Below are 20,205 nucleotides of genomic sequence, written 5' to 3'. Positions count from 1 at the left end.
GGGACCGCAATTGACACGATGCTGGATTGGGTGGGATATTTGGGAAAGGCTAAGGTATTCAATGACTTGCGGAAATGCGGGAAAGATTCGTGGCAGGCGGGTTTCGTCGAGCTGAAAACCACTGGATTCCCGCTTTCGCGGGAATGACGTGCATGCGCTAATGACGTGCATGCGCTAATGACGTGCATGCGCTGGCGTGTTCAACGCGTTCCTGACATGCTGAAATATTCTTAGCAGAGAAATGTAACCAGCCACCAGCGCCCTTTGCCGAGGTCTATCTCCATCCCTCGCCGGCCTTCCAGCGCAACTCGAAGTTCCCTTCGTTCAATAATCCCGCTGTCGGCGCCATCAGGAAATCGTGCAACCTCTTGACGGTTTCCCTTAAGTCAATTTGCTCCAATCCGCTCTTTCGGAGAAAGGCCTTCCATTGCGTCTGTTTCATCTCATCTTCGACAAACCGATCGCTTAAAGCTGTGGGGAGATCCGCGGGCAGCGCCGTCTTTCGTCTTCCAAACGTAACTTTGATGGCCTCAGCCAGCTGCTTTCCATCGAAGTTGAGATTGCCGGATAAGAGCCAGATGTCATAGAAATCCTTCATGCGGCTGTTGGCCATATCGAGTTCCACCATTGCCTGGTACTTCTCGGCAATCGCGCTTTCAGGTGTGTATGCGAGCAGGTGCGGCTTCTCATTGTCCAGCAGAACGGGATAATCGATCCAGAGCGGCTCGGGGACTACATCGTCTCCTATTCCCACATCGACCTGCAATGTGATATCGGCATTGCCCAAGGAAGCCTTGAACCTGATGCGGACGCCTTGATAATCGGCATCCTCCGTTATGGTCTCGGTCGTTATGGTACCGGTATGAAATACGAGCCCGTCATCGTCTACCGTCACTTCCATGCAGTCCTTGATGACACGGGCCAATGCATTCTCCGACGATTCGAGTCTTCCAAGCACATCTATATCCATCGTCGGCCTTACTATAGGCATCTTCCAGACCTGCAACAGGAGCGCGCCCTTGAGGAGGATTTTTTTGGAGTACTCCGATTTGCCGATACGATACAGGAAGCGCTCGATGGCATAGAGCTGCAGGATTGCGTTGAACGGCTGGTTCCGCTTGCGGGATTCATTGAGCAATCGTCGGTGAACCGAGTGCGCTACATTTTTGATATCGTTCTTCACAAGAGCGCCTCAAGATACGGCCTGATTATCTTCTCTACCCTGCATATCCTGGCATACTTCAGGATATCGGCGGGTGTCGCCTTCTTCTGCTTGTACCCTGACCGCAGGGCTTCGACCGCGATATCGATGCCGATGCGATTCCTGAACTTGAAGCAGTCAGCAATTGTTTTTGCTGGGTTGAATATCTTTACGATGACGCCGTCGATCGCAACCTCATCGACGCCCGTTTTAAAGGATTCCTCGGAAAATCTGACTATCTTCACCGGCGGATGCTTTATCTTCGGCGCATGGTGTCGCTCTGGCAGGGCCACGTCCACGACCTTGGGAATATGCGTCGTCATGCCATGGTGCTGAAGCGCGGAGAGGAGGCACACGACGCCGTCCGGAATTTTCTTGGCAACGATAACGAGATCGGGATTTGAAAGGTCGGGCATATCGACCAGCCTATAGAGCCCCTTGCCGATCCTTTCAATGACGCCCCGCTCGAGCAGCACATAGATGGTCTTGGGGTTGATACCTCGCTTTATGCCTTCGGATATCCTCATCACGCCACCTGATGACTTAAAGACCTCAATGGCCTTGCTGTACGAATCATCTTTTTCCATAAGTATAATATTATATATACTTATGGATAAATACAAAGACTTTTATACCACAAATATAAACGCCCGAAAGGCTGCGTTCATGGTCAAGACTGGACCGCAAGCGAAGAGTGAGAAAAGGGGACACGTAACGCGTACATGTCCCCTTTTCTCGTCTGTATTCAATAAGTTGCCGAAATGCGGGAAATATTAGGAGCGGAGCCTGGAGGCGCAGCGACTGCCGCGGACTGTCCCCTATATCAGTACTCGGAGCGAGTGCACAGAATCGCTGCAGATGTGCAGCGTTTCGCTGCACCCGATTTCTCTAACTCGTTGTTTTCCCGTCCATCCACGCAGGCATGAGAATTGCTATACCAGTTAATAAACAAGAGATTGCGCCTTTGAGGTCGCAAATTGCGATCTCAAACGTACAACTAATTGATTTCAGGAGGAAAATATGTCGCAGCACAACGAATTGATCCCAACCAAAACGATCGAAAACAAGATTTTGCTTTTACGCAACCAACAGATCATCCTGGATTCAGATCTCGCGGAACTTTATGGAGTCACTACAAAGGCTCTCAATCAGGCAGTAAAAAGGAACAGTGAGCGTTTTCCAGCAGATTTTATGTTTCAACTCAATATTGAAGAGGCTATGCGTTCAAGGTCACAATCTGTGACCTTGAAGAGAGGCACAAATATCAAATATCTCCCCTACGCCTTCACCGAGCACGGCGCTGTCATGGCAGCCAATGTTTTGCGGTCTGAGCGCGCGGTCGCAGCCAGCATCTATGTAGTGCGGGCATTCATACGATTGCGACAGTTCCTGGCGTCCCACAAAGAGCTGGCCGACAAGCTCGCCGAGCTCGAGAGGCAAGTCGGAACGCATGACAAGGCGATCGTGTCGCTCTTCCAGGCGATAAGAAAGCTCATGGCCCCGCTGCCTCAGAAAAAGAAAAAGGCGGGGTTGATACATTGAAACGATGAATTGAATTCTTTGCGGGCTGTCCCTTATTGCCTGGGGCCGATGTTGGCGATCGGCTGATCGCCGTAGAGCCTCTGATAATTCCAGTATGAGGTGAGGACCTTCTTCACGTAGAGGTTCGTCTCGGCGTAGGGGATCTCCTCTATCCATCCCTCGATGTCCTTGGCCCTGCTGTTGGCGCGCCAGCGGCCCACCGCCTCCTCGCCCGCGTTGTACGATGCGATCATGGCCACGGCGTTGCCGTCGAACATGTTGGAGAGCTTCCCCAGGTACGTGACGCCGTACGCGATATTCGTCGCGGGGTCGTAGAGGTCGAGGCGCGAATGGCCGTCCACGCCCGCATCGCCGGCGAGCCGTTGCGCGGTCGTCGGCATGAGCTGCATGAGTCCCACGGCGCCCGCCGGCGAGACGACCTGCGGCTTGAAGGTGGACTCGTTCTTCATCACGGACCAGACGAGCAGGGGATCCACGCCCGAGACCCGGGCGTAGCGTTCCACGACCGGCTCATACGCGCTGGGATAGGACTGCTCCCAAACGAAGCGGGCGAACGGATCGCCGCCGGGCGGACGGCTCAGGGTCTCCTTGTACGCGCCGTTGTTCACCATCCTGTAGGAGAAATCATGGGCAAAGTTGCGCCGCGCAAGCCACATCGCGGGCAACGCGAGGTGCGGATGTCTCTTCAAGTCTATGGCGCGCAGCTCGCGGCCGACCGCATCGTGCAGGCCCAGTCGGTCGAAGACAAGCGCCCTTGCCATATGCGGACATCCGTCGCTCGAAACCTGGCCCGGCTTCCAGTCCGCAGCCGAAGGCCAGCTCCCCTCTGCCCTGACGATGTCCCGTTCGCCGACGCTCCTCTCGGCCAGCCTCCGGCGCGCCAGCTCGGCATAGTAACCCTTGGGATGTCTCTTGATCACTTCCTTGAACGCCTCGCGCGATTCCGATTCCCTGCCCATCGACTGGAGCAGGCGGCCCTTCCAGTATCCGATCCTGTCGTCGATGCCGGCGCCGCGGGACTTGAGCATATCGTCGAAGACAGCGAGCGCCGCGGAGCTCGCGCCCTTCATCATGTGGCTCCACGCGATGTACCATCGCGCGAGCGACGCGGTGGAGCCGGCGCCGCGCATCGCGGCCACCGTCTCCCAGCGCTTTATTGCCTCGTCGTATCGGCCCTCGTCGAAATACAAAAAAGCTATCTTGAACGCGATCTCCGCGGCCGCGCGCGAGCCGGCGGGAAACCTCTCCAGCATCCGCCGGCGAATCGCCCTCGCCTTTTCGAACTCATTCTTTTTGGCGTAGATCATCGCGAGCGTGGACTCGATCCCGTTTACGCCCGGGCCGCCCGACGGGTTTTTGGTCAGCTCGTCTATGAGCGCTATCGCTTCGTCGTAGCGGTGGGTCCAGCGATAGCACTTGGCGAGCTGCCACTTGGCCTCAATGCGCTCGTCGGAATCCAAACCCGAACCGCGGAGCATATTCTCGAGGCGCACGCCCGCATCCCGCCACTGAGACTGCCCTATGAACGAACGGACCAGCGCCATCTGCCTCGACGGCGCGGCGAGCCACTTCCCCACGTCCACGCCGAAGCGCTTTTTCACATCCGACATGAGCTCTGAGAGGACCGCCAGATCCTGCTCGGAACCGGCCGATATCGCCAGGCGCTTCACGAAGTCGACCGCCTTCTCGGAGTCGCCCATCGCCACGTAGTTTCCCGCGATGAGCCTCTCGATGCGAGCGGCCTCGGAGTCCCGGGCGTCCCCGAGCGCCCTCCTCAGACCTGCCTCCGCCTCTCCATAGCGCTTCATGCCCGTGAGGGCCATGGAGCGTTCCACCAGAGCATCCCCCGCCAACGCCGTGTCGGGGAATGCCGCCGCGAGTTCATCCAGAAACGCCATGGCATCGGAATACCTGCCCAGCCTCACGGCGCACGCGGCGCGATGATAGAGGATGTAATCGGAGAGCTCCTGGATGCGGCCCGAGGCCGCGGCGAAGCGCCTCTCGGCCTCCTCGTATCTCCCCGCAGCAAAGTGGGCGTAGCCGAGCACGAAGTCCCACTCTGCGGGCGTATACGAAGATGCGCGCTTTTCAAGGTCGCGGATTCCGGATATCACGCCGTCGAGGTCGGCCGCCGATGCAATGGGTGCGGCCTTCCCGGACTGCGGGCCGGGCGCCTGGGCGGCCTTTGCCCCGCCCTGGGCGCACGCGACCACGCAGATGACGATCGCGAAAGAGATCCTCATTGAAAGAGTTTTCATCATAGCCTTAAAATGCATAGCCCAGGACGAGCAGGAGCGTGCCGTAATCTATGCTCGTGCCCAGCAGCGGATCGGTGAGGCGGCTTATGCGGTCCCGGTTCACCACTATTATGCCGTAGCCCAGCCTGCCGTGTATCGGAAGCCCGTGGCCGATGATGAAATCGCCGCGCAGCTCCGCGCCCACGCCCATGAGGAACTGGTCGAAGAAGGTCTTGAAGCTGTCGCATCCCCCCTCGTGCGCGTTCCACGCGTTGCCGTAGTCCACGAATATGGCGCCGCTCAAATGTTTGAGGAAGACCGGCGCAGTGCCTATGCCCCTGAGCGGCTCCAATATCGGGAAGCGGTATTCCGCGGAGAAGAGCATGGCCCTGGTCCTGGAGAGGGCGGAGATGGGAAGGCCGCGCAGCGGGAAGTACGTGTAAGAGCCCCCCGACGAAAGGGGTCCCTCGCCCACGGCGCCGCCCAATCCGAAGGTTCCCTGCACGAGCTGATCGCCCCACGTCATTCCGCCCGAAGCGCGCAGCGCGAGCACCTGATGCCTCCCCAGCCTCACGTACTCGCGCCAATCGCCGGAGAAGATCACCTGCTCGTTGCGGTCCGCACTCCCGAAAAACTTGTTCGTGATGTTGGTGGTGAGCCTTATCGTGCGGCCGTTCTCTTTGCTGATGGAGGCCGGGAACTCCTCCCAGTCGTTGTACTTGTATTCGAAGTTCATGCCGGCGAAGATGCCCAGGTTCAGCGCGTCCTGCTCCGGCTGAGTGAGCCTCGTCTTCGGCATGTGATCCTCGTAGAAATACGAGAGCGAAAAGAGGTGCTCGTTATAAGGCAGCATAAGGAACGCGTTCGCACCGCGGCGGTGCTCGAAATAGTGCACGGTCCTCTGGTCCGCAGCGGTTGCGGGATCGTTGTCATAATCGAACGTTATGCTGCCGAAGTCGACGGCGTAGTCCCTTACCCCAACGCCTCCTATGACCTTGTACCTGTTGTACCAGTAGCGGCCGAAATATCCGATGTGATTGGCGTCCAGCATATAGGTCATGCCCGCGAGCCAGTTCTGCCACCTGAGCGGGTCGGAGCCGCCGGTCATCACGCTGGCGAAAAGCGTATCATCCGCATATGCGGCCGCCGGGAGTATGAACCTGGGCAGGAGGAGGGGCGCTCCCCAGGCGACGTAGTTGCGGTCCATCAGCTTGAGCTCCTCTATGGGATACTGACCCTCGCCCCCCTCTTCAGGGCCGGCGCTCACCGTAGTCGTGGTCTCATCGCTAACTTTTCCCCTGGTCGTGAACGTGGTGCTCACCTTCACCCCGCGATCGAGGCCCTTGCCCTCGCGGTCCCAGTACTCCGACGTCCGGCTTTTGCGTTTCTCGATCGGAGGATACGACCTGAAGAGTTCGTTGAACCTCCCGATCACAAAACCCTTGGAGGTGTAATACTGGGCATAGACCGTGCCGCCCGTGGTGACGGTAGGCTCGTACACGCCCGATATCACGTTGGTGATTCGCTCGACCTTCTTTCCGCCGAGGCTCGCGCGATACAGGTTGGCGATCCCCCCCTCGTCGGAGGAGAAGACGATCGAACCGCCGTCCTGCGACCAGACCGGCCTGCTCTCGATGACGAGCCCCTTGCCGTCCGTCATCCGGCGGATGGGCCGGCCGTCAACGGTGTATTGCCAAACCCGCCATCCTGCGCCCGGCTGCCAGACCGAGAGCGCTATCGAGCCGCCGTCCGGCGAGACCCTGGGATTGGCGAACTGGGTATAAGGTTCGACCGCCGGCGTGAGCTCCACTATCTCCTTGGTCTCGACGTCTATCTTCTTGAGCTTGTCCGTCCCGGCGTCGCCGGCCACGAATATTATCGAATCGCCCGTGCGATCGAACTCCGGGTCGCGCGCCCTGGCCCCGGAGGTGAGCTTCGTGAGCCTCTTATTCTGTTTCTCTATCGAGAAATCGTACACCCACAGATCGAAAAATCTGTTGTAGTGTTTGTATCTGCCCATGTCCGAATAGGCGAGTTTCGTCCCGTCGGGGCTCCATGAAAACTGGGTAGCCTCGTGCCCCTTGTGCAGGCGGGTCTTCTCGCCGGTGGCCATATCCAGGAGCATTATCTCGGGCCTGCCGTGCGGAGAGAGGACCTGGTAGACCAACTTCGAACCGTCGGGCGAGAGCGTGGGGATCTTGAACTCCTCGTCGCGCCTGATCGGGAGTATCACCTCATCCGGCTCGCTGATCCCCACCTCCTCCAGCTCGACCTTCTCCTTGGCGTACTCATCGGAGAGATCCTGTTTCCATTCGTTCCAGAGCTCGTAGAAGGTCTTTCCGTAGACGTTTCGGGTCTTGTGGTTGAGCATCCCGAGCAGTGGGCTAGATCTGACCATTCGGTCGAACTCCAGGTACCGGTCGAGCCCGTAGCGGTCCACGAGCCACTGCGTGAACTTTATTCCATAGACGTACGCGCTCTTGTAACCGGGCCAGCGCCATCCCAGGCCGTCGGCCTCGTCGATCGTGAGAAATTCGTCATCCAGCACGTCCATGCGCACGATCATCTCGCTGTAAGAGCCGCGGCCTCGGCCGCCCTCGGTGAAGTAGGTTTCGGAAAACTGCGCCACACCCTCGCGGAACCAGACCGGGTTCATGCCCGACGGGGCGGCCGTCTTGCCGAAGATGAACCGGAACGGCCTCCAAAAACCGCCGACCGCGTCTATCTGGACGATGTGCGCAAACTCGTGGATCAGGAGCATCCTGAGCCAGTCGTCGTAATTCGCAAGAGAAGAACCGGGCGAAGGAGGGGCCACGTAGATCAGCATCCAGTCGTAGGGGAGCACGCTCGCCATGCCATTGGACTCGTCGCTGTTGTCGTTGAGCACGACCTGCGTGTTTCCGGACGGTTTCCAGCCCCAGAGCTCCACGGCCTTCGGGTAGTAGTCCTCCAGGATGACGGCCGCCTTCTCGGCGACCGTGCGGATGCGCTCCGGGTAATGGATCTTGAAGTGCGGGGAATCCAGCGAGCGCCAGCCGGCGCCCGGGTCGAATACGGCGGCATGGGCGTCGGCCGCAAACACAGCTGCGACAAGGGTCAGAACGAGAGCAATCGCCGTTCTTTTCAAATCCCCTCCCCCATAAAAATATCTTCCAAAAATTAGCAGATTCCCGGGAAAAGCTCAACGAATGAGTCGTGCGGCGATTTTTTTCTTGCACGGGCGCCATCTTTCCCCTAGGGTGCCTTTTCAATGAATTACACGGGCACACATATGGAGTTCTCCTTTGCGCGATTTATTATCGCGTCGAAGCGCGTGTGTCCGAAAAACTGGCGACCGCATCACGCGCATCACGCATTTAAAAACCCCGCTTTCAAGAAGTGACCCGCATCAAAACAGCATTCTGAATCAATAAATCTCTAGTGAATTTTCCCGCTGCCACGAGGCAGCGGCGACGCTCGTTTTTGCGCTTATCGCAGTTTGAAACGGACGATCTTAAACAACTTGCGGACATGATCCGCGGAAAGGAGAAGAGGAAATGAGTAATCTATGTGAAGTATCGGCGCTGCAGCAGAAGAGGTACGACGCAACCGTGAGGTTCCTGGTCGATCTGTTCTCGTCGGAGGACGAGGCGGAAGACGAGGCAACATCAAGGGCGATCGCACCTCAGAGCGGCTATCTCGGCATTGCCGAGGTGAACGCGGTCCCGACCTATTCACAGGCCGCTTCCTGCTCGATCTTCAGGGTCGGCGAGAGAAAGACGCAGACCTTCACGATTTTGGGGCTGATTCTCATGCTGTTCGGCAGCTGCGGCACGGTCGCTGTGGGCGCCAAGGAAACAACGCCCACAGTCAGGCCTGCATACAAGGATGATCCGTTCACCACCATGAACGGATACGGAGACAGGGTGTACTGAAGGCAAACATCAGCCAGATCAAAGGGAGGAAGAGATGTCAGAGACACGAATATGCCACATGGAATACAGCGGCGACACCGGCTACGGCGCAACCATGTCGAGGATGAAGGTCTGCGAAGATGTGATGGCGACAAAGCCCCAGACACAGGCAAAGCAGAGAGCTGAGACCGTCCAGCATGAAGTCTGCTATGATTATGAGGGTTATTACGGCCTCACCGGGATCGGAGGGATGTTCATCTCCATGTTGTGGAGGCACGCGAGTTGCAGGTAGGGCTATCTCTGCACGATCGGGGATATGCCTTCCCTCACGTACTTCGCCGTGAAGCCGTCGCCGTCCGCGTCTATGAAGAGCGGATTGGCGATGGCCCAGGCGGGCGCACCGACGAGATCGTCGGAGTGGAAAGAGGCCAGGTCCGCAGGGTCGAAGGCAGCCGGCTTCTTCGCTCGGTCGATCAGCACGTCCGTGACGATCGGAAAGAGGGAGCGATAGCCTTCGGTGCCGGGCGTGCCCCTCGCCACGATCACGACCCAGGTGTCCTCGGTGACCGCGAGGTCGAAGGATGCGACAGCGGTTATCGCGCCGCCCTCTTTCTTCCAGTCGGCGAGGGTGCCCCCCGAGAGCGCAAACGACTTCGCAGGCTGATAGGTGTAGCGCGGCACGTGGTACGGTCTGTAGAAGATCGCCGGATCCGAAGCTGTGCCCTGCATCGGCATGTCGGTGTCGTCGTCCACTGGTATGGGCTCGGTGTTGGCGTAGACCTCCACGGTGTCGAACCACGCCCACGAGGGAGCTGTGACCCGCACTTCGAAGTGTGCGTTTCCACCCGTCACCGTGCCGCCTACGGAGGCTTCGCCCGACTCCCCCTGCGCCTTCACGGAGATGAACGGGCCTGCGGAGACGACCACCCCGCCGTCGCGTATGGCCTTCGCATACTCCTCGATGTCGATCGCGTCGTGGCTCGCGCCGATCCCGTCCGCGGGATCGACCGAGCTGGCTATGAAGTTGCGCGGGAGCCCCATCGGGTTTGCGATCGCTGTGTGGCTGTCGGAGTCTGAGGTGGCGGTGACGATGAGCCCCAGGTTGAGGAGGTTGAACCAGGTCGGGAGCGCGGAGCGGTAGAGCATGCCGGTGTCATGCAGGTGCATGCCGACCATCAGCTCCAGGGCATCGAAATCGAGCGTCACCAGATCCGACGTGCCGTATGCGAGCGGGAACAATACGCCCTCGCTGCGCGGCTGCATGCGCCTCTCCACAGGGTCCGCGTAGCTCGAGAGGGGCGCGACTCCGAAGTCCTTCATGTAGAACGGCGTGGTGACCCAGCCGGCCGCCAGGGGAATCCCGGTCGGGTTGTCCATGATGTGATTTATCTGGATGACCTCTTCGCCCGGATCCTCGCGCAGAGCGGATATGAGATCGTCGAGCCCGAGACACAGGTCCGGGTCGGGCCCGACCACGTCCATGGGAGATGCGCTCCAGTCGAGCGCTCCTCCCTCGTGGTCAGCCGGATCGGCTGTCAGCGGGAAGGCGTTCATGTGCCCGTAGTGGTTGGGCGTGATCTCGTCGCCCGCAGCGGTCGCCATACCGCCGGCGCCTATGTACCCCTCCGAGACGAGCTCGGCGATGAACGGAGCGTAGTCGGTGACAAAGTCGTGGTCCGAGGAATGCAGGACATCCAGCCCCTCCGCCGCGGCCGACAAGGCCCTCAGCTTCTGCAGGAGCATGGAGTCCGGGCTCACGTTCGAGTGCACGTGGAAGTCGGCGCTTATGAAACCGGGTGTTGGGCTCACCCTCTTTAGAGAGATCCCTTCGAGCGAGAGCGTGCCTCCGGCCGTCACCTCCGCCACCTGCTCGTGCGCCGTGTACTCGGGGCCTCGGCTGACGACGAACAGATAGGTGCCGGGCTCGATGCCGAAGCTGGAGGAGCCCGTGAGATCGAACGTGCCCTTCGCTGTGATGTATTTCACGTCCACCGCCCCGAACGGCTGCTCCCAGTGGATGGTGGAGCGGAACCTTCCTGCGCCGCCCACCTTGTTGGGGCTCGGGTCCTCGCCCGCGATCGTGAGCCTCGCCGGGATCGCGGCGCCGGTATCCGCGTCGGTCACGGCGCCCGCGAGGGATACGGCGCCCGCCTGGCCGAGCGTGCATGTGACCGATGCCGCAGGCTGCGCCGCGAGATCGATCTCCGCCGGAGCGCAGCTGCCGGCATCCACCGTGCCGTTGGCGTGGTATCCCGGCTTTTCGACCACGGCCTTGTACTTTCCGTCTCCAAAGCGCCGCGACTCCATGTCCCCTCCGGTGGGGAGCATGCCCTGGCACTTGCCGAACGAATCCGTGCGATAGGTGATGAGCGTCGCGGAACCCGCCATCACCGCGACGGTCGCCCCGGCCACCGGGGCCCCGGCCTCGTCCACGACCTTGGCCGAGAACGGCCTGACCGATGCGCCGATCGCCTCAAGACCTGCGTCGAGCACAGAGCCCGCGGATCCGCTCCCCACGACGAAATAACCGGTCACGGTCCTCGTCTCGCCGGCGGGTATCGTGAAATTTATCTCGGGCGTGCCGCCCTGCCCGAGCGGAGCGACCTTCAAGAACTCCTCGCCGAGAAGGATGCCGGTGACATCGGAATAGGAAATCGTCGTGGTCCTGAAGGGCTCGTCGCTCTCGGGATCGATGAACTGCGCGGCTTTGAAGAAGTATCCGTACGAGACGTCCACGCCGTCGAAACCGGCGTAGACCACCGCCGGGCTGCTGCCGCCGACCTGCGTCATGAGGTCGGGCGTGAAACCGATCCCCGGGATCAGCATGGAGACCTGCCCTGAGCCGTTCATGATCTGGCCCACCGGCATCTTCACGTCCTCTTCGCCCGCGTTTTTGAAGGTCGTCTCGATCTTGAGATAATTTTTTCCCGGCGCCAACGTGTAGTCGGTGACCACGTCGAAGCTCAAGCCCTTGAGGTCGTCGTAGATCTCGAACGGGCTGCGGCGGTCGTCGAAGCGGTTGGCGAAGGTGATCGCCTGCCCCGCCACCCCCTGCGCCACCTCGCCTATGAAGTCGAGGTCAAGGTAGTCGTAGGCGTCGACGGTGCCGTAGGCGCGAAGGACCTGCGCGGAGCTGTCCTCTCCCTCTGAGACCGCCTCGTAGTTCGTGTAGTTGACGGTCCACTCTATGTTGACCAACGGGAAGATAGAGCCGAAGTTGTCCTGGCCGGCGCCGGACCTCGCGAGGTCCGCGTCGATGATGTTGCCGCCGAACGAGTTCACGCCGGAGTTCTTCGCAGGCTTCTGGATGATCACTCGGATCTTGTCGTTGGCGAGCAGCACGTCGCCCACCCTGCCCTGCGCGTTGGGCCCGCCGATCAGCTGCGACTCGCTCGTTATCGTAAAGGGCGTGACCGGCCATCCCGAGACGTCCGGGCTCGGGGCTGACTTCGACCCTGAGCATGAGGCGATCAGCGCACATGCCGCCGCCGTGACTATGATTTTTTCTCTCATATCCACCCTTTCAGCCGCTTCGCTTCTCTGCCCTGCCTTATCGGCCCCGGCCCAAACATGTTGCGTATTTATTGCAGGACATGGGTGCATATGCCTATGCGCCCTGCATCAGAGAGCATGTCCTGATGCGTCAGCTCAATAACTATACAAATCAACAAGTTGTACGGATGGGTAGGCTTTAAAAGGTTGACGCAGACGCTCCATGACGATAGAGAAAAGCACCCCATAACCAGGAGGCGTAAGATGATCATCGGCGTTCCGAAGGAAATAAAGACCAAGGAGTCCCGCGTAGCAGTCACCGCCAAGGGCGTGAAGGAGCTCGCCGCCGCAGGCCACACAGTCTACGTGGAGCGCAACGCAGGCATCCTTTCCGGAATCTCGGACGAGCAGTACGTCAAGGCCGGCGCAAAGATCGAAAACAACGCTGAGACGATCTGGAAGAACGCGGAGATGATCGTCAAGGTCAAGGAGCCGCTCGAGACCGAATACAAGTATTTCCGCTCCGACCTCAACATCTTCACATACCTGCACCTGGCCAGCGTGCCCAAGCTCGTGGACGCGCTGTGCGAGTACAAGACCCTATCCATCGGCTATGAGACGGTCGAGACCGACGACCGTAAACTCCCGCTGCTCTCCCCGATGAGCGAGGTCGCGGGCCGAATCGCCACGCAGATCGGGACATACCTCCTGCACCGCAACCACGGCGGCAAAGGACTGCTGCTCGGCGGCGTGACAGGCACCAGGCGCGGCACGGTGGTCGTGGTCGGCGGCGGAATCGTGGGCCACAACGCGGCCGACGTGGCCTTCGGGCTCAGGGCCGAGACCGTGGTGCTGGACATCAGCGACCAGAAGCTCCACGAGATCGAGAAACAGTACAACGGAAAGATGAAGGCGGTGAAATCCAACCCAGACTCGATAGCGGAATGGACAGCTAAGGCAGACCTCCTCGTCGGCGCAGTGCTCATCGCCGGCGACCGAGCGCCGCACCTGGTGACCGAGCAGATGGTGGCGACCATGCAGCCCGGCTCCGCGATCGTCGACGTCGCGATCGACCAGGGCGGATGCATCGAGACCGTCCGCGCGACGAGCCACGACGATCCCACCTACCTCAAGCACGGCGTGATCCACTACGCGGTGCCGAACATGCCGGCGCTCACGCCGCACACCTCCACAGAGGCGCTGACCACGGCCACGCTCCCGTATGTTCTCAATCTCGCGAACAAGGGCGTGGAGAAGGCGCTGGCATCCGACCACGTGCTCGCGAAGGGGCTTCAGACAAAGGGCGGCAAGGTGACGCTGCCGGTGCTCAAGAAACTGTTCCCGCAATGGGCGTAGCCAACAAAAAATCCAAGGTCTACATGCTGCCGTGGGCGAGGAGGAAGGAGCTCACGAAGTTCCTCGCTGCCAGCCGCGCACTCGATTGCGTGCACGAGGACGACCGGTGCGCGGTCAAGATGCACTTCGGCGAAGAGGGCAACGACGGCTACATCCGGCCCGAGTTAGTGAAGCCGGTGCTCGAGATGATCAAAAAGAGGAAGGCCAGACCCTTTCTCACGGACACCTGCACGATCTACCACGGCCCGCGCAACAACGCGATCGGCCACCTCGGGGTCGCGGCCGACCACGGATTCACCATCGAGTCCATGGGCGCGCCGGTGATAATCGCGGACGGCCTGCGGGGGACCGATTATCAAGACATCAAGGTGAACGGCGTCCACTTCTCCAAGGTCAAGATAGCAAGCGGAATCTGCGAGGCGGACTCGATCGTCGTGCTCTCCCATTTCAAGGGGCACCAGCTCACAGGCTTCGGCGGCGCGATCAAGAACCTCGGCATGGGGTGCGGCGCGCGCATAGGCAAGTTCGAGATGCACTCATGCGCTACGCCCGCATACGAGGAAGCGGACTGCATAGCGTGCGGAGCATGCGCAGAAGTGTGCGCGCACGGTGCAGCGACCGTGGAAAACAAGAAGGCCTCCATAAATCTTAAGCTGTGCGTGGGATGCGGCGAATGCGTGGTCGCTTGCCCCACCGGCGCGCTCTCGATCACCTGGAGCGAGGGGGCAGCGCAGGTACAGGAGCGCATGGTCGAGTACGCGATGGGCGCTGCGACCGACAAGAGGCTCTCGTTCGTCAACTTCCTCAACCACATCACGCCGAACTGCGACTGTCTGAGCAGGGGCGAGAGGCTCATGGTCCCTGACATAGGGATACTGGTCTCCGCCGATCCGGTGGCCATAGACCAGGCCTCGTTCGACCTTGTCCTCAAGTCGGGCGGCGACGTCTTCGAGGATGCCCACCCGGGCGTGGACGGCAGGATACAACTGGCCAGGGCGGCTGAAATGGGCCTCGGCAGCCGCGAATACGAGCTGGTCCAAATCTAGAGAAATCATACGGTTAAATCGAAAAATCCGCGCAACTTTTTCAAAAAAGGTGCGATAAGGGAGTGAAATCACGCAGGGCCCAGAGGGGGGCATTTGAGCGATTTCTGCAGACAGGTAAAGGCCGATGAGTCCGCGTTCGCGATCTGCCGGTATATGGCGGAGAACCTGGGCTATTCCCCCTCTTCCGATATCACTCCCGTAGACATCTATGCAGCAGCCATCGATGCCGCTGAGCGCGAGCAGGATGCGGACCATGAGCGCGCGGCAAAGAGCGTGTTTGTCGACGACAGCTTCGAGTTCGACTCTCCGTTCGCCTGTTTCCTCTCGCAGAGAGGCGACATGCGCATACCCTGGCTCTTCACCGACTGCGCTGCGGACACTCAGGCCGAGTGGTACTTCGAGCGGGTCGTGGCCAAGGTGGAGTCATTCAAGATGATGGCGGTATCAGACGGCCTGAAACCCGGAAGCCCGGAGTACAACAAAACCGTGGCCCTCGACATCTTCGATTTCATACGCAAGCCCGCAAAGCGCGGCGGCATGGGCATAGTCTTCGACGAGGAGCAGAAGGACCCGGAGAAGAACGCGCTCGGCGTGATAAAGGCAGGCAAGGCCACGTGTATCGAGTTCGTGATCCTCTACACCGCGCTCTCGAACCTGGCAGGGATCGATGCAAGGCCGGTACAGGTGCACTACGACAATGCGATCATGCCTGCCGATCACGCGCTGGTCGGGCTGGAGCTCGGGGACGACGAAGTGCTCTTCATGGACCTCATGGTGAACGACTCCGGGATCTTTTCAAAGAAACGGCCGGACGCCAGGTGGAAGTTCATGACCGAACTCGAGCTGCTCGCGCACGATTACAATATCAGGGCATCTCGCAACAACCCATCCGGCCCGTCCGAGACATGCGACGAATTCGTGAAAATGAGGCTTTTACGGTCGCTTGACTTTTCGCCCGACAACCACATCGTGCTCTCGAACTTGGGCCAGATCGAATACAGCTGTGCAAAGGACCTGGAGAGCTCGCTCAACTACTTCCTCATGTCTGAGAAGGTGCGACCCGAAGACCCGCACACCAAGGGCATGATATACATGGTCAGAAAAAAGATGGAAGAAGCGAAGAAATAAGTCCGCTCCCTATTCTATCTTCCATCCCTCCTTTTTACCATCCGGCAGAGCTTTGAGTTCCTTCATATTCGCAGGGGACATCAGATAGATCTCTTTGCCCTTTCTCAAGACTCCGAACTCGCCCTCGAGCTTGCCTTCGAACTCCTTCGTCAGTTTTTCAGCAAGCGCCTTACCCGAGGCAACGTCCCCCATCTTCGCCAGGGGTTCATACGGAATGCCGTTCACCTTGAATGCCATTTCAGGCCCTCCCAGATTCCTCAGGCCGGGATTGTGCGCATCCTGTTCATCCTGAAGTCTTGAGAGCACCTCTCCATACATATCATTGCTCATGCCCAGATCAGCGTGCTTGGGCGGACCGAAGATCTCGGCCTCCAGCCCTGCAGAGGGCTTTGGCTCTGCGAAGCGCTTGGCACCCACCTGCATCGCCTCTGCCCCGGGCGCAGGCGGAGGAGCAGGCTCTGCAACTGCGTAAGATGACGGCTCTTCGACGTCGACACCGGGAAGTTTGACCTCCTCGCCCTTATCATTGACCCATTTTATCCTCGGATCGGCTTGGAGCTCCGCAGAATGAAGATTTATATGAGTATCCACGTGCGCGATATATCTGCCGTCAGAGGCCTGTTTCAGGCCTTTGAGGAAGAGGCCCATCTGATGTTCAAAGGGTTTGATATCTATTCCCTTGTGCGCCTCCTGGTACTTACTCCAGTAATCCTCCACCTTGCTTTGAAGCGCTGGCGGTATCCTGCCTCCGCTATTCATATGACCCTCCCTCTCTCAGCGCCAGGGGGGTTGGCTGCCCTGGCAAAAAACACGGTTTTAAAGCCACTCATATGAATTGCATCATCCATGCCATTGGGCATAAGGGAGGAAACACTCAGAATGAAGATTATAAACGTTTTAGGAAGAGCAAACGGAAATGGCGTATAAACAAGGAGTTATCTTTTTGACAGGGACAAACGGAATCGTCAAAATTTTGGCATTATTTCTTCCAGAGCCTTGAGACAGGGGAGTTCGGTTTAGGGGCCTTTGGTTTGGGAGATTTTGTTTTAGGGGCCTTTGTAGCAGGGGGCTTGACCTCATCAGGGGACTCGGGGGATTCGCAATCATCGACAAAGGGGTTGGGCATCAGCTCATAGATATTGCCCGCCTTGTCTTTAAGAACGATCTTCTCTTTCTCCTTCTTCGGAAGTTCAACCTCGTCAAACGGATTGGGCATGGGTTTTGTGAAATCCAGTTTTTTTGTCGTCGACATAGCCAGATCTTATAGTCACGGAAGCCCTTTGCTGGCAATAGATATTCCACACAGGGGGTTGAGTTATTTTCCCGAGTGATGGAGTCTTGGCCCATGCTCATTGCGATCGACATAGGTAACTCGCGCGCATCCGTAGGGCTGTTCGCAGGGAAAAGGCTCCTAAAGAGGGGTTTTATCGATTATTCTACAAGGCCCTCTGCAGGGGCGATCGGCCGCAGGATGCGATCTTTTGCAGGCGCTGGAGCGAGCGCCGCATGCATCGCGAGCGTGGTTCCGAGGCTCACCCCGATCTTCGCTGAGGCATGCTTGAAACTCATCGGCGCAAAACCACACATCATCACGCCTTACAATGCGGGCATCACCATCAAGGGATACAAGAGGAGCCAGCTCGGCGTCGACAGACTGCTCGCAGCCGCCGCTGCATACGCAAGGCACAGGCGCGCGCTCATCGTGATCGACGCAGGGACCGCGATGACCATAGACCTCGTGACAGCACGGGGCGAGTTCGCGGGCGGCGCGATCTTCCCTGGCATCGATTCCTCTGCGCGCAGCCTGGCCAAAATCGCCGCCAGGCTCTCATACGTGAAACCCTCCCCTGCCCGCCGCATAGTGGCAAAAAACACCCGCGATGCTATTCGCGCCGGCATGTTCCACGGTTACGCGGGCCTGATCGATCACATCGTGCGCAGAATGTCGGCCGAGTCGCACACTAGGCCGCTGGTGGTCGTCACCGGCGGTGACGCCGCGCTCGTCAAACTCGCCTGCCCCATCGTCAGACATTTGCATCCCAATCTCGTGCTCGAAGGGCTCGCGATCGTTTCCAAGGGGATGCGTTGACAGTTGAAGCTTTTGCGGCTAATTTCATGTTTATGAAAAACACATTATTGATCGCGGCGTTCGGGGCCGTCATGCTGGCGACAGGCCTGGCCCACGCATTCACCACAGGCGGATTCACCAATCCCTACGGCGTGGCGGTCGACACCCGCACCGGCTTCATCTTCGTCTCGAACGTGAACGGCTCGCTCGACGCGAAGGACGACAACGGCTTCATATCCAGGCTCAAGGGCGACGGGTCGATCGAAAACCTCCGATTCATAGACGGCGCAAACAAGTCGATAGACTTAAACGCGCCCAAAGGGATGGCGGTCGTGGGGACCACCCTCTACGTCTGCGACATAGACAAACTGCGCGCGTACGACACGACCTACGGGAACCTCCTCTTCGACGTGAACTTCGGCAACCTCCCTGTGCAGCACTTCTACGACGTGAAGGTCGGTCCCGACGGGGCGCTCTATCTTGCCGACGGCCCGGGCAACCGCATCTACAGGATCGACCTCGCAAAACAGCACGAGGTCACGACCTTCGTCGCGGGCGACTCGCTCGGCCAGCCACACAGTTTGACGTGGTATGCCGCCAAACAGGTCTTCACGGTAGCGGGCTGGAGCTCAGGCCAGGTCACAGCATACAACCGTTCAGGGAAGATGAGGCCTCTGCCGGCCGTGTTCCTCCGCACACTCGAGGGGATGGATGCCGACGACAAGGGGAACCTCTACGTCGCGAGCACCGGGCTCGCAGCCATCTACAGGATCGACCTGGGGTTCGCCCTCAACAGCTTCAACACCGGGATAGATTCCCCCTCCGGCGTCGCGTTCCACAAGGCCGGTTCGGAGATACTGACCGCGTCATTCAACGGAGGGACGGTGGAGTCCATCAAAATCTCGCCGGAGACCACCGGCATCGTGCCATCCGACATGATGTTGCCTGCGCCTGCGCCCAGCGTGCCGGCCGCTCCTACCGCTCCGGTGAAGCCGCCTGCGCCCGAGTCCGAGGCAACCCAGACAGGGTCCTCGGCTGCGACATCAACTCCAGCCGCAACACCGCCTGCTGCAACACCCACGCCCGCTGTAGAGATCGCGCCACCTATAGATAAGCCTGCCTTGCCAAAGCCCGAAGACGATATTGCACCGAACGCAGGCGCACACAGCCGCGCCCCCATCCAGCAGCCGAAGAGTCCGCAATCAAATTAGAAGGAATTGATCAGGCCCTGTACCAATCGAAGATCTGGTGCCAATGCTGCTTCTGGAAGGCCTCCTGGATCTTTCTGGCCAGTTGATCGATCTCCTCGGGGGTGGAGAAGTGGCACTCGAGCTTGATCTTCTCGTCCTCGAAGTAAGGATCGTGAACGATCTTGGCCGAGTCCGGAAGATCGATATCCTGAATGAGGCTCGCGATCTGGTTCTGGCGCTCGGTCAGCTGCGGCAGCTTGATGCCGCGCAGTGCCTGCCTCAGCTGCTTCACCTTTTCGGCGGCCGACGTGGCCCTGTCGGCCACGACCTGCATGAACTGATAGCGCTGCAGGATCTCCTCGACGGTGAGGCCGTCCCGCGCCGCGATCTCGCGGATGAGCGTGAGCAACTCGCCCAGTTTGTTGGCCGAAGGCCTGACCTGCGTGATGACCGGCAGGAGCTCCTGCTGCGTCGAAGGGCTGAACTCCGCTATGCGGCTCGCGGAGGAAAGCGCGAGGTCGTTCGAGACGACGTAGTTCTTGAGCGGCTCGGTCAGATCGCCCAGAGACATGAGCTGATGCAGGGTCTTGTAGCTCGGGTCGAGGCTGAAGAGCGGCAGAAAGCGCTTGACCATGTCCTCTTCGGAGACCTGGCAGAACTGGTTGAGCTTCGCGAGAGCGATGCTCTTCTCGATGAGGTTGAGCTCCCTGGTGGCGGAATTGTCGTGCAGGCTCCACATGAACGCCTGGGTGGGCGACATATCGCCGGGCTCATGCACGAGCGCCGGAACAGTCTGACGGCCCAGCTCCTGCATGACCAGGACGCGTTTGTAACCGGTCACCACCTGGTAGGTGTGGTCGGGCGTGTGGCGCACGTTGATCGGCTGGATGATGCCGACCGCCCTGATCGAGCGGGAAAGCGCCTCCAGCTCAGGCGCGAACGTGATCCTGTAGCTCGAATCTGCGACGTTTATCTCTGAGATGGATAGATATTGTAGTAACATGGCGGCGGATAATGGAGAAAGAGACATGAGATTGCAACTTTTTTCTGTA

Annotated in this window: 16 protein-coding genes; 8 read left to right on the top strand and 8 right to left on the bottom strand. The window is 59.3% G+C overall.

The annotated features are described in order from the left end of the window. Positions 1 to 274: 274 nt before the first annotated feature. Together WC683_08425 and WC683_08420 are read right to left on the bottom strand one after the other, a co-directional pair. A complete protein-coding gene (locus tag WC683_08425; GenBank protein ID MFA4972625.1) occupies positions 275 to 1,183 on the bottom strand; it encodes a nucleotidyl transferase AbiEii/AbiGii toxin family protein in 909 nt (302 codons plus the stop codon). Next, entirely contained in the window at positions 1,180 to 1,788 is a 609-nt protein-coding gene (locus WC683_08420) for a type IV toxin-antitoxin system AbiEi family antitoxin domain-containing protein (protein MFA4972624.1), read from the bottom strand. The genes WC683_08425 and WC683_08420 overlap by 4 nt, the downstream gene beginning before the upstream one ends. Positions 1,789 to 2,221: 433 nt before the next feature. On the opposite strand from WC683_08420, the gene WC683_08415 reads away from it, so the two are divergent. Further along, positions 2,222 to 2,743 carry an ORF6N domain-containing protein gene (locus WC683_08415; GenBank protein ID MFA4972623.1) on the top strand — a complete coding sequence of 174 codons (522 nt, stop codon included), beginning with the start codon at positions 2,222 to 2,224 and terminating at the stop codon, positions 2,741 to 2,743. Between the two features lie 32 nt (positions 2,744 to 2,775). On the opposite strand, the gene WC683_08410 is transcribed toward WC683_08415, so the two are convergent. Both WC683_08410 and WC683_08405 read right to left on the bottom strand, forming a co-directional pair. Then, the gene (locus WC683_08410; GenBank protein MFA4972622.1) at positions 2,776 to 5,001 is read right to left on the bottom strand and encodes a transglycosylase SLT domain-containing protein; all 2,226 of its coding nucleotides are present in this window, start codon (positions 4,999 to 5,001) and stop codon (positions 2,776 to 2,778) included. A 7-nt stretch (positions 5,002 to 5,008) separates the two neighbouring features. Next, positions 5,009 to 8,107 carry a hypothetical protein gene (locus WC683_08405; GenBank protein MFA4972621.1) on the bottom strand — a complete coding sequence of 1,033 codons (3,099 nt, stop codon included), beginning with the start codon at positions 8,105 to 8,107 and terminating at the stop codon, positions 5,009 to 5,011. 409 nt (positions 8,108 to 8,516) lie between these two features. Between WC683_08405 and WC683_08400 the strand changes: the two genes are divergently transcribed. Together WC683_08400 and WC683_08395 are read left to right on the top strand one after the other, a co-directional pair. Beyond that, on the top strand, positions 8,517 to 8,894 hold the full coding sequence (locus WC683_08400) for a hypothetical protein (GenBank protein ID MFA4972620.1): 378 nt from the start codon (positions 8,517 to 8,519) through the stop codon (positions 8,892 to 8,894). Between the two features lie 34 nt (positions 8,895 to 8,928). After that, positions 8,929 to 9,165, top strand: a complete 237-nt coding sequence (locus tag WC683_08395; GenBank protein MFA4972619.1) for a hypothetical protein — start codon at positions 8,929 to 8,931, stop codon at positions 9,163 to 9,165. Positions 9,166 to 9,167: 2 nt separating this feature from the next. On the opposite strand, the gene WC683_08390 is transcribed toward WC683_08395, so the two are convergent. Next, on the bottom strand, positions 9,168 to 12,386 hold the full coding sequence (locus WC683_08390; protein MFA4972618.1) for a CehA/McbA family metallohydrolase: 3,219 nt from the start codon (positions 12,384 to 12,386) through the stop codon (positions 9,168 to 9,170). 243 nt (positions 12,387 to 12,629) lie between these two features. Between WC683_08390 and ald the strand changes: the two genes are divergently transcribed. The 3 genes from ald to WC683_08375 all read left to right on the top strand — a co-directional run bounded on the left by ald (position 12,630) and on the right by WC683_08375 (position 15,895). Continuing rightward, positions 12,630 to 13,721: an alanine dehydrogenase gene (gene ald / locus WC683_08385; GenBank protein MFA4972617.1), complete on the top strand. Its 1,092-nt coding sequence runs from the start codon at positions 12,630 to 12,632 to the stop codon at positions 13,719 to 13,721. Continuing rightward, positions 13,712 to 14,767: a DUF362 domain-containing protein gene (locus WC683_08380; GenBank protein ID MFA4972616.1), complete on the top strand. Its 1,056-nt coding sequence runs from the start codon at positions 13,712 to 13,714 to the stop codon at positions 14,765 to 14,767. Before ald ends, WC683_08380 begins: the two co-directional genes overlap by 10 nt. A gap of 93 nt (positions 14,768 to 14,860) precedes the next feature. Continuing rightward, positions 14,861 to 15,895, top strand: a complete 1,035-nt coding sequence (locus WC683_08375) for a hypothetical protein (protein ID MFA4972615.1) — start codon at positions 14,861 to 14,863, stop codon at positions 15,893 to 15,895. A gap of 9 nt (positions 15,896 to 15,904) precedes the next feature. Here the strand turns inward: WC683_08375 and WC683_08370 are convergent, their stop codons facing one another. Beyond that, entirely contained in the window at positions 15,905 to 16,654 is a 750-nt protein-coding gene (locus tag WC683_08370; protein ID MFA4972614.1) for a hypothetical protein, read from the bottom strand. Positions 16,655 to 16,874: 220 nt separating this feature from the next. Beyond that, the gene (locus WC683_08365) at positions 16,875 to 17,147 is read right to left on the bottom strand and encodes a hypothetical protein (GenBank protein MFA4972613.1); all 273 of its coding nucleotides are present in this window, start codon (positions 17,145 to 17,147) and stop codon (positions 16,875 to 16,877) included. 93 nt (positions 17,148 to 17,240) lie between these two features. Here WC683_08365 and WC683_08360 point away from each other — a divergent pair, with 93 nt between their 5' ends. Together WC683_08360 and WC683_08355 are read left to right on the top strand one after the other, a co-directional pair. Continuing rightward, a complete protein-coding gene (locus WC683_08360) occupies positions 17,241 to 17,984 on the top strand; it encodes a type III pantothenate kinase (protein MFA4972612.1) in 744 nt (247 codons plus the stop codon). 32 nt (positions 17,985 to 18,016) lie between these two features. Next, a complete protein-coding gene (locus WC683_08355; protein MFA4972611.1) occupies positions 18,017 to 19,174 on the top strand; it encodes a hypothetical protein in 1,158 nt (385 codons plus the stop codon). 10 nt (positions 19,175 to 19,184) lie between these two features. Here WC683_08355 and WC683_08350 read toward each other — a convergent pair whose 3' ends face one another. Continuing rightward, on the bottom strand, positions 19,185 to 20,156 hold the full coding sequence (locus WC683_08350) for a ParB N-terminal domain-containing protein (protein ID MFA4972610.1): 972 nt from the start codon (positions 20,154 to 20,156) through the stop codon (positions 19,185 to 19,187). Positions 20,157 to 20,205: the final 49 nt, after the last annotated feature.

This window comes from bacterium, assembly GCA_041648665.1.
Taxonomy (GTDB): Bacteria; UBA10199; UBA10199; order 2-02-FULL-44-16; family JAAZCA01; genus JAFGMW01.
Note: the sequence above shows the minus strand (reverse complement) of the source record. Positions and strands in the feature narration are given on the sequence as shown.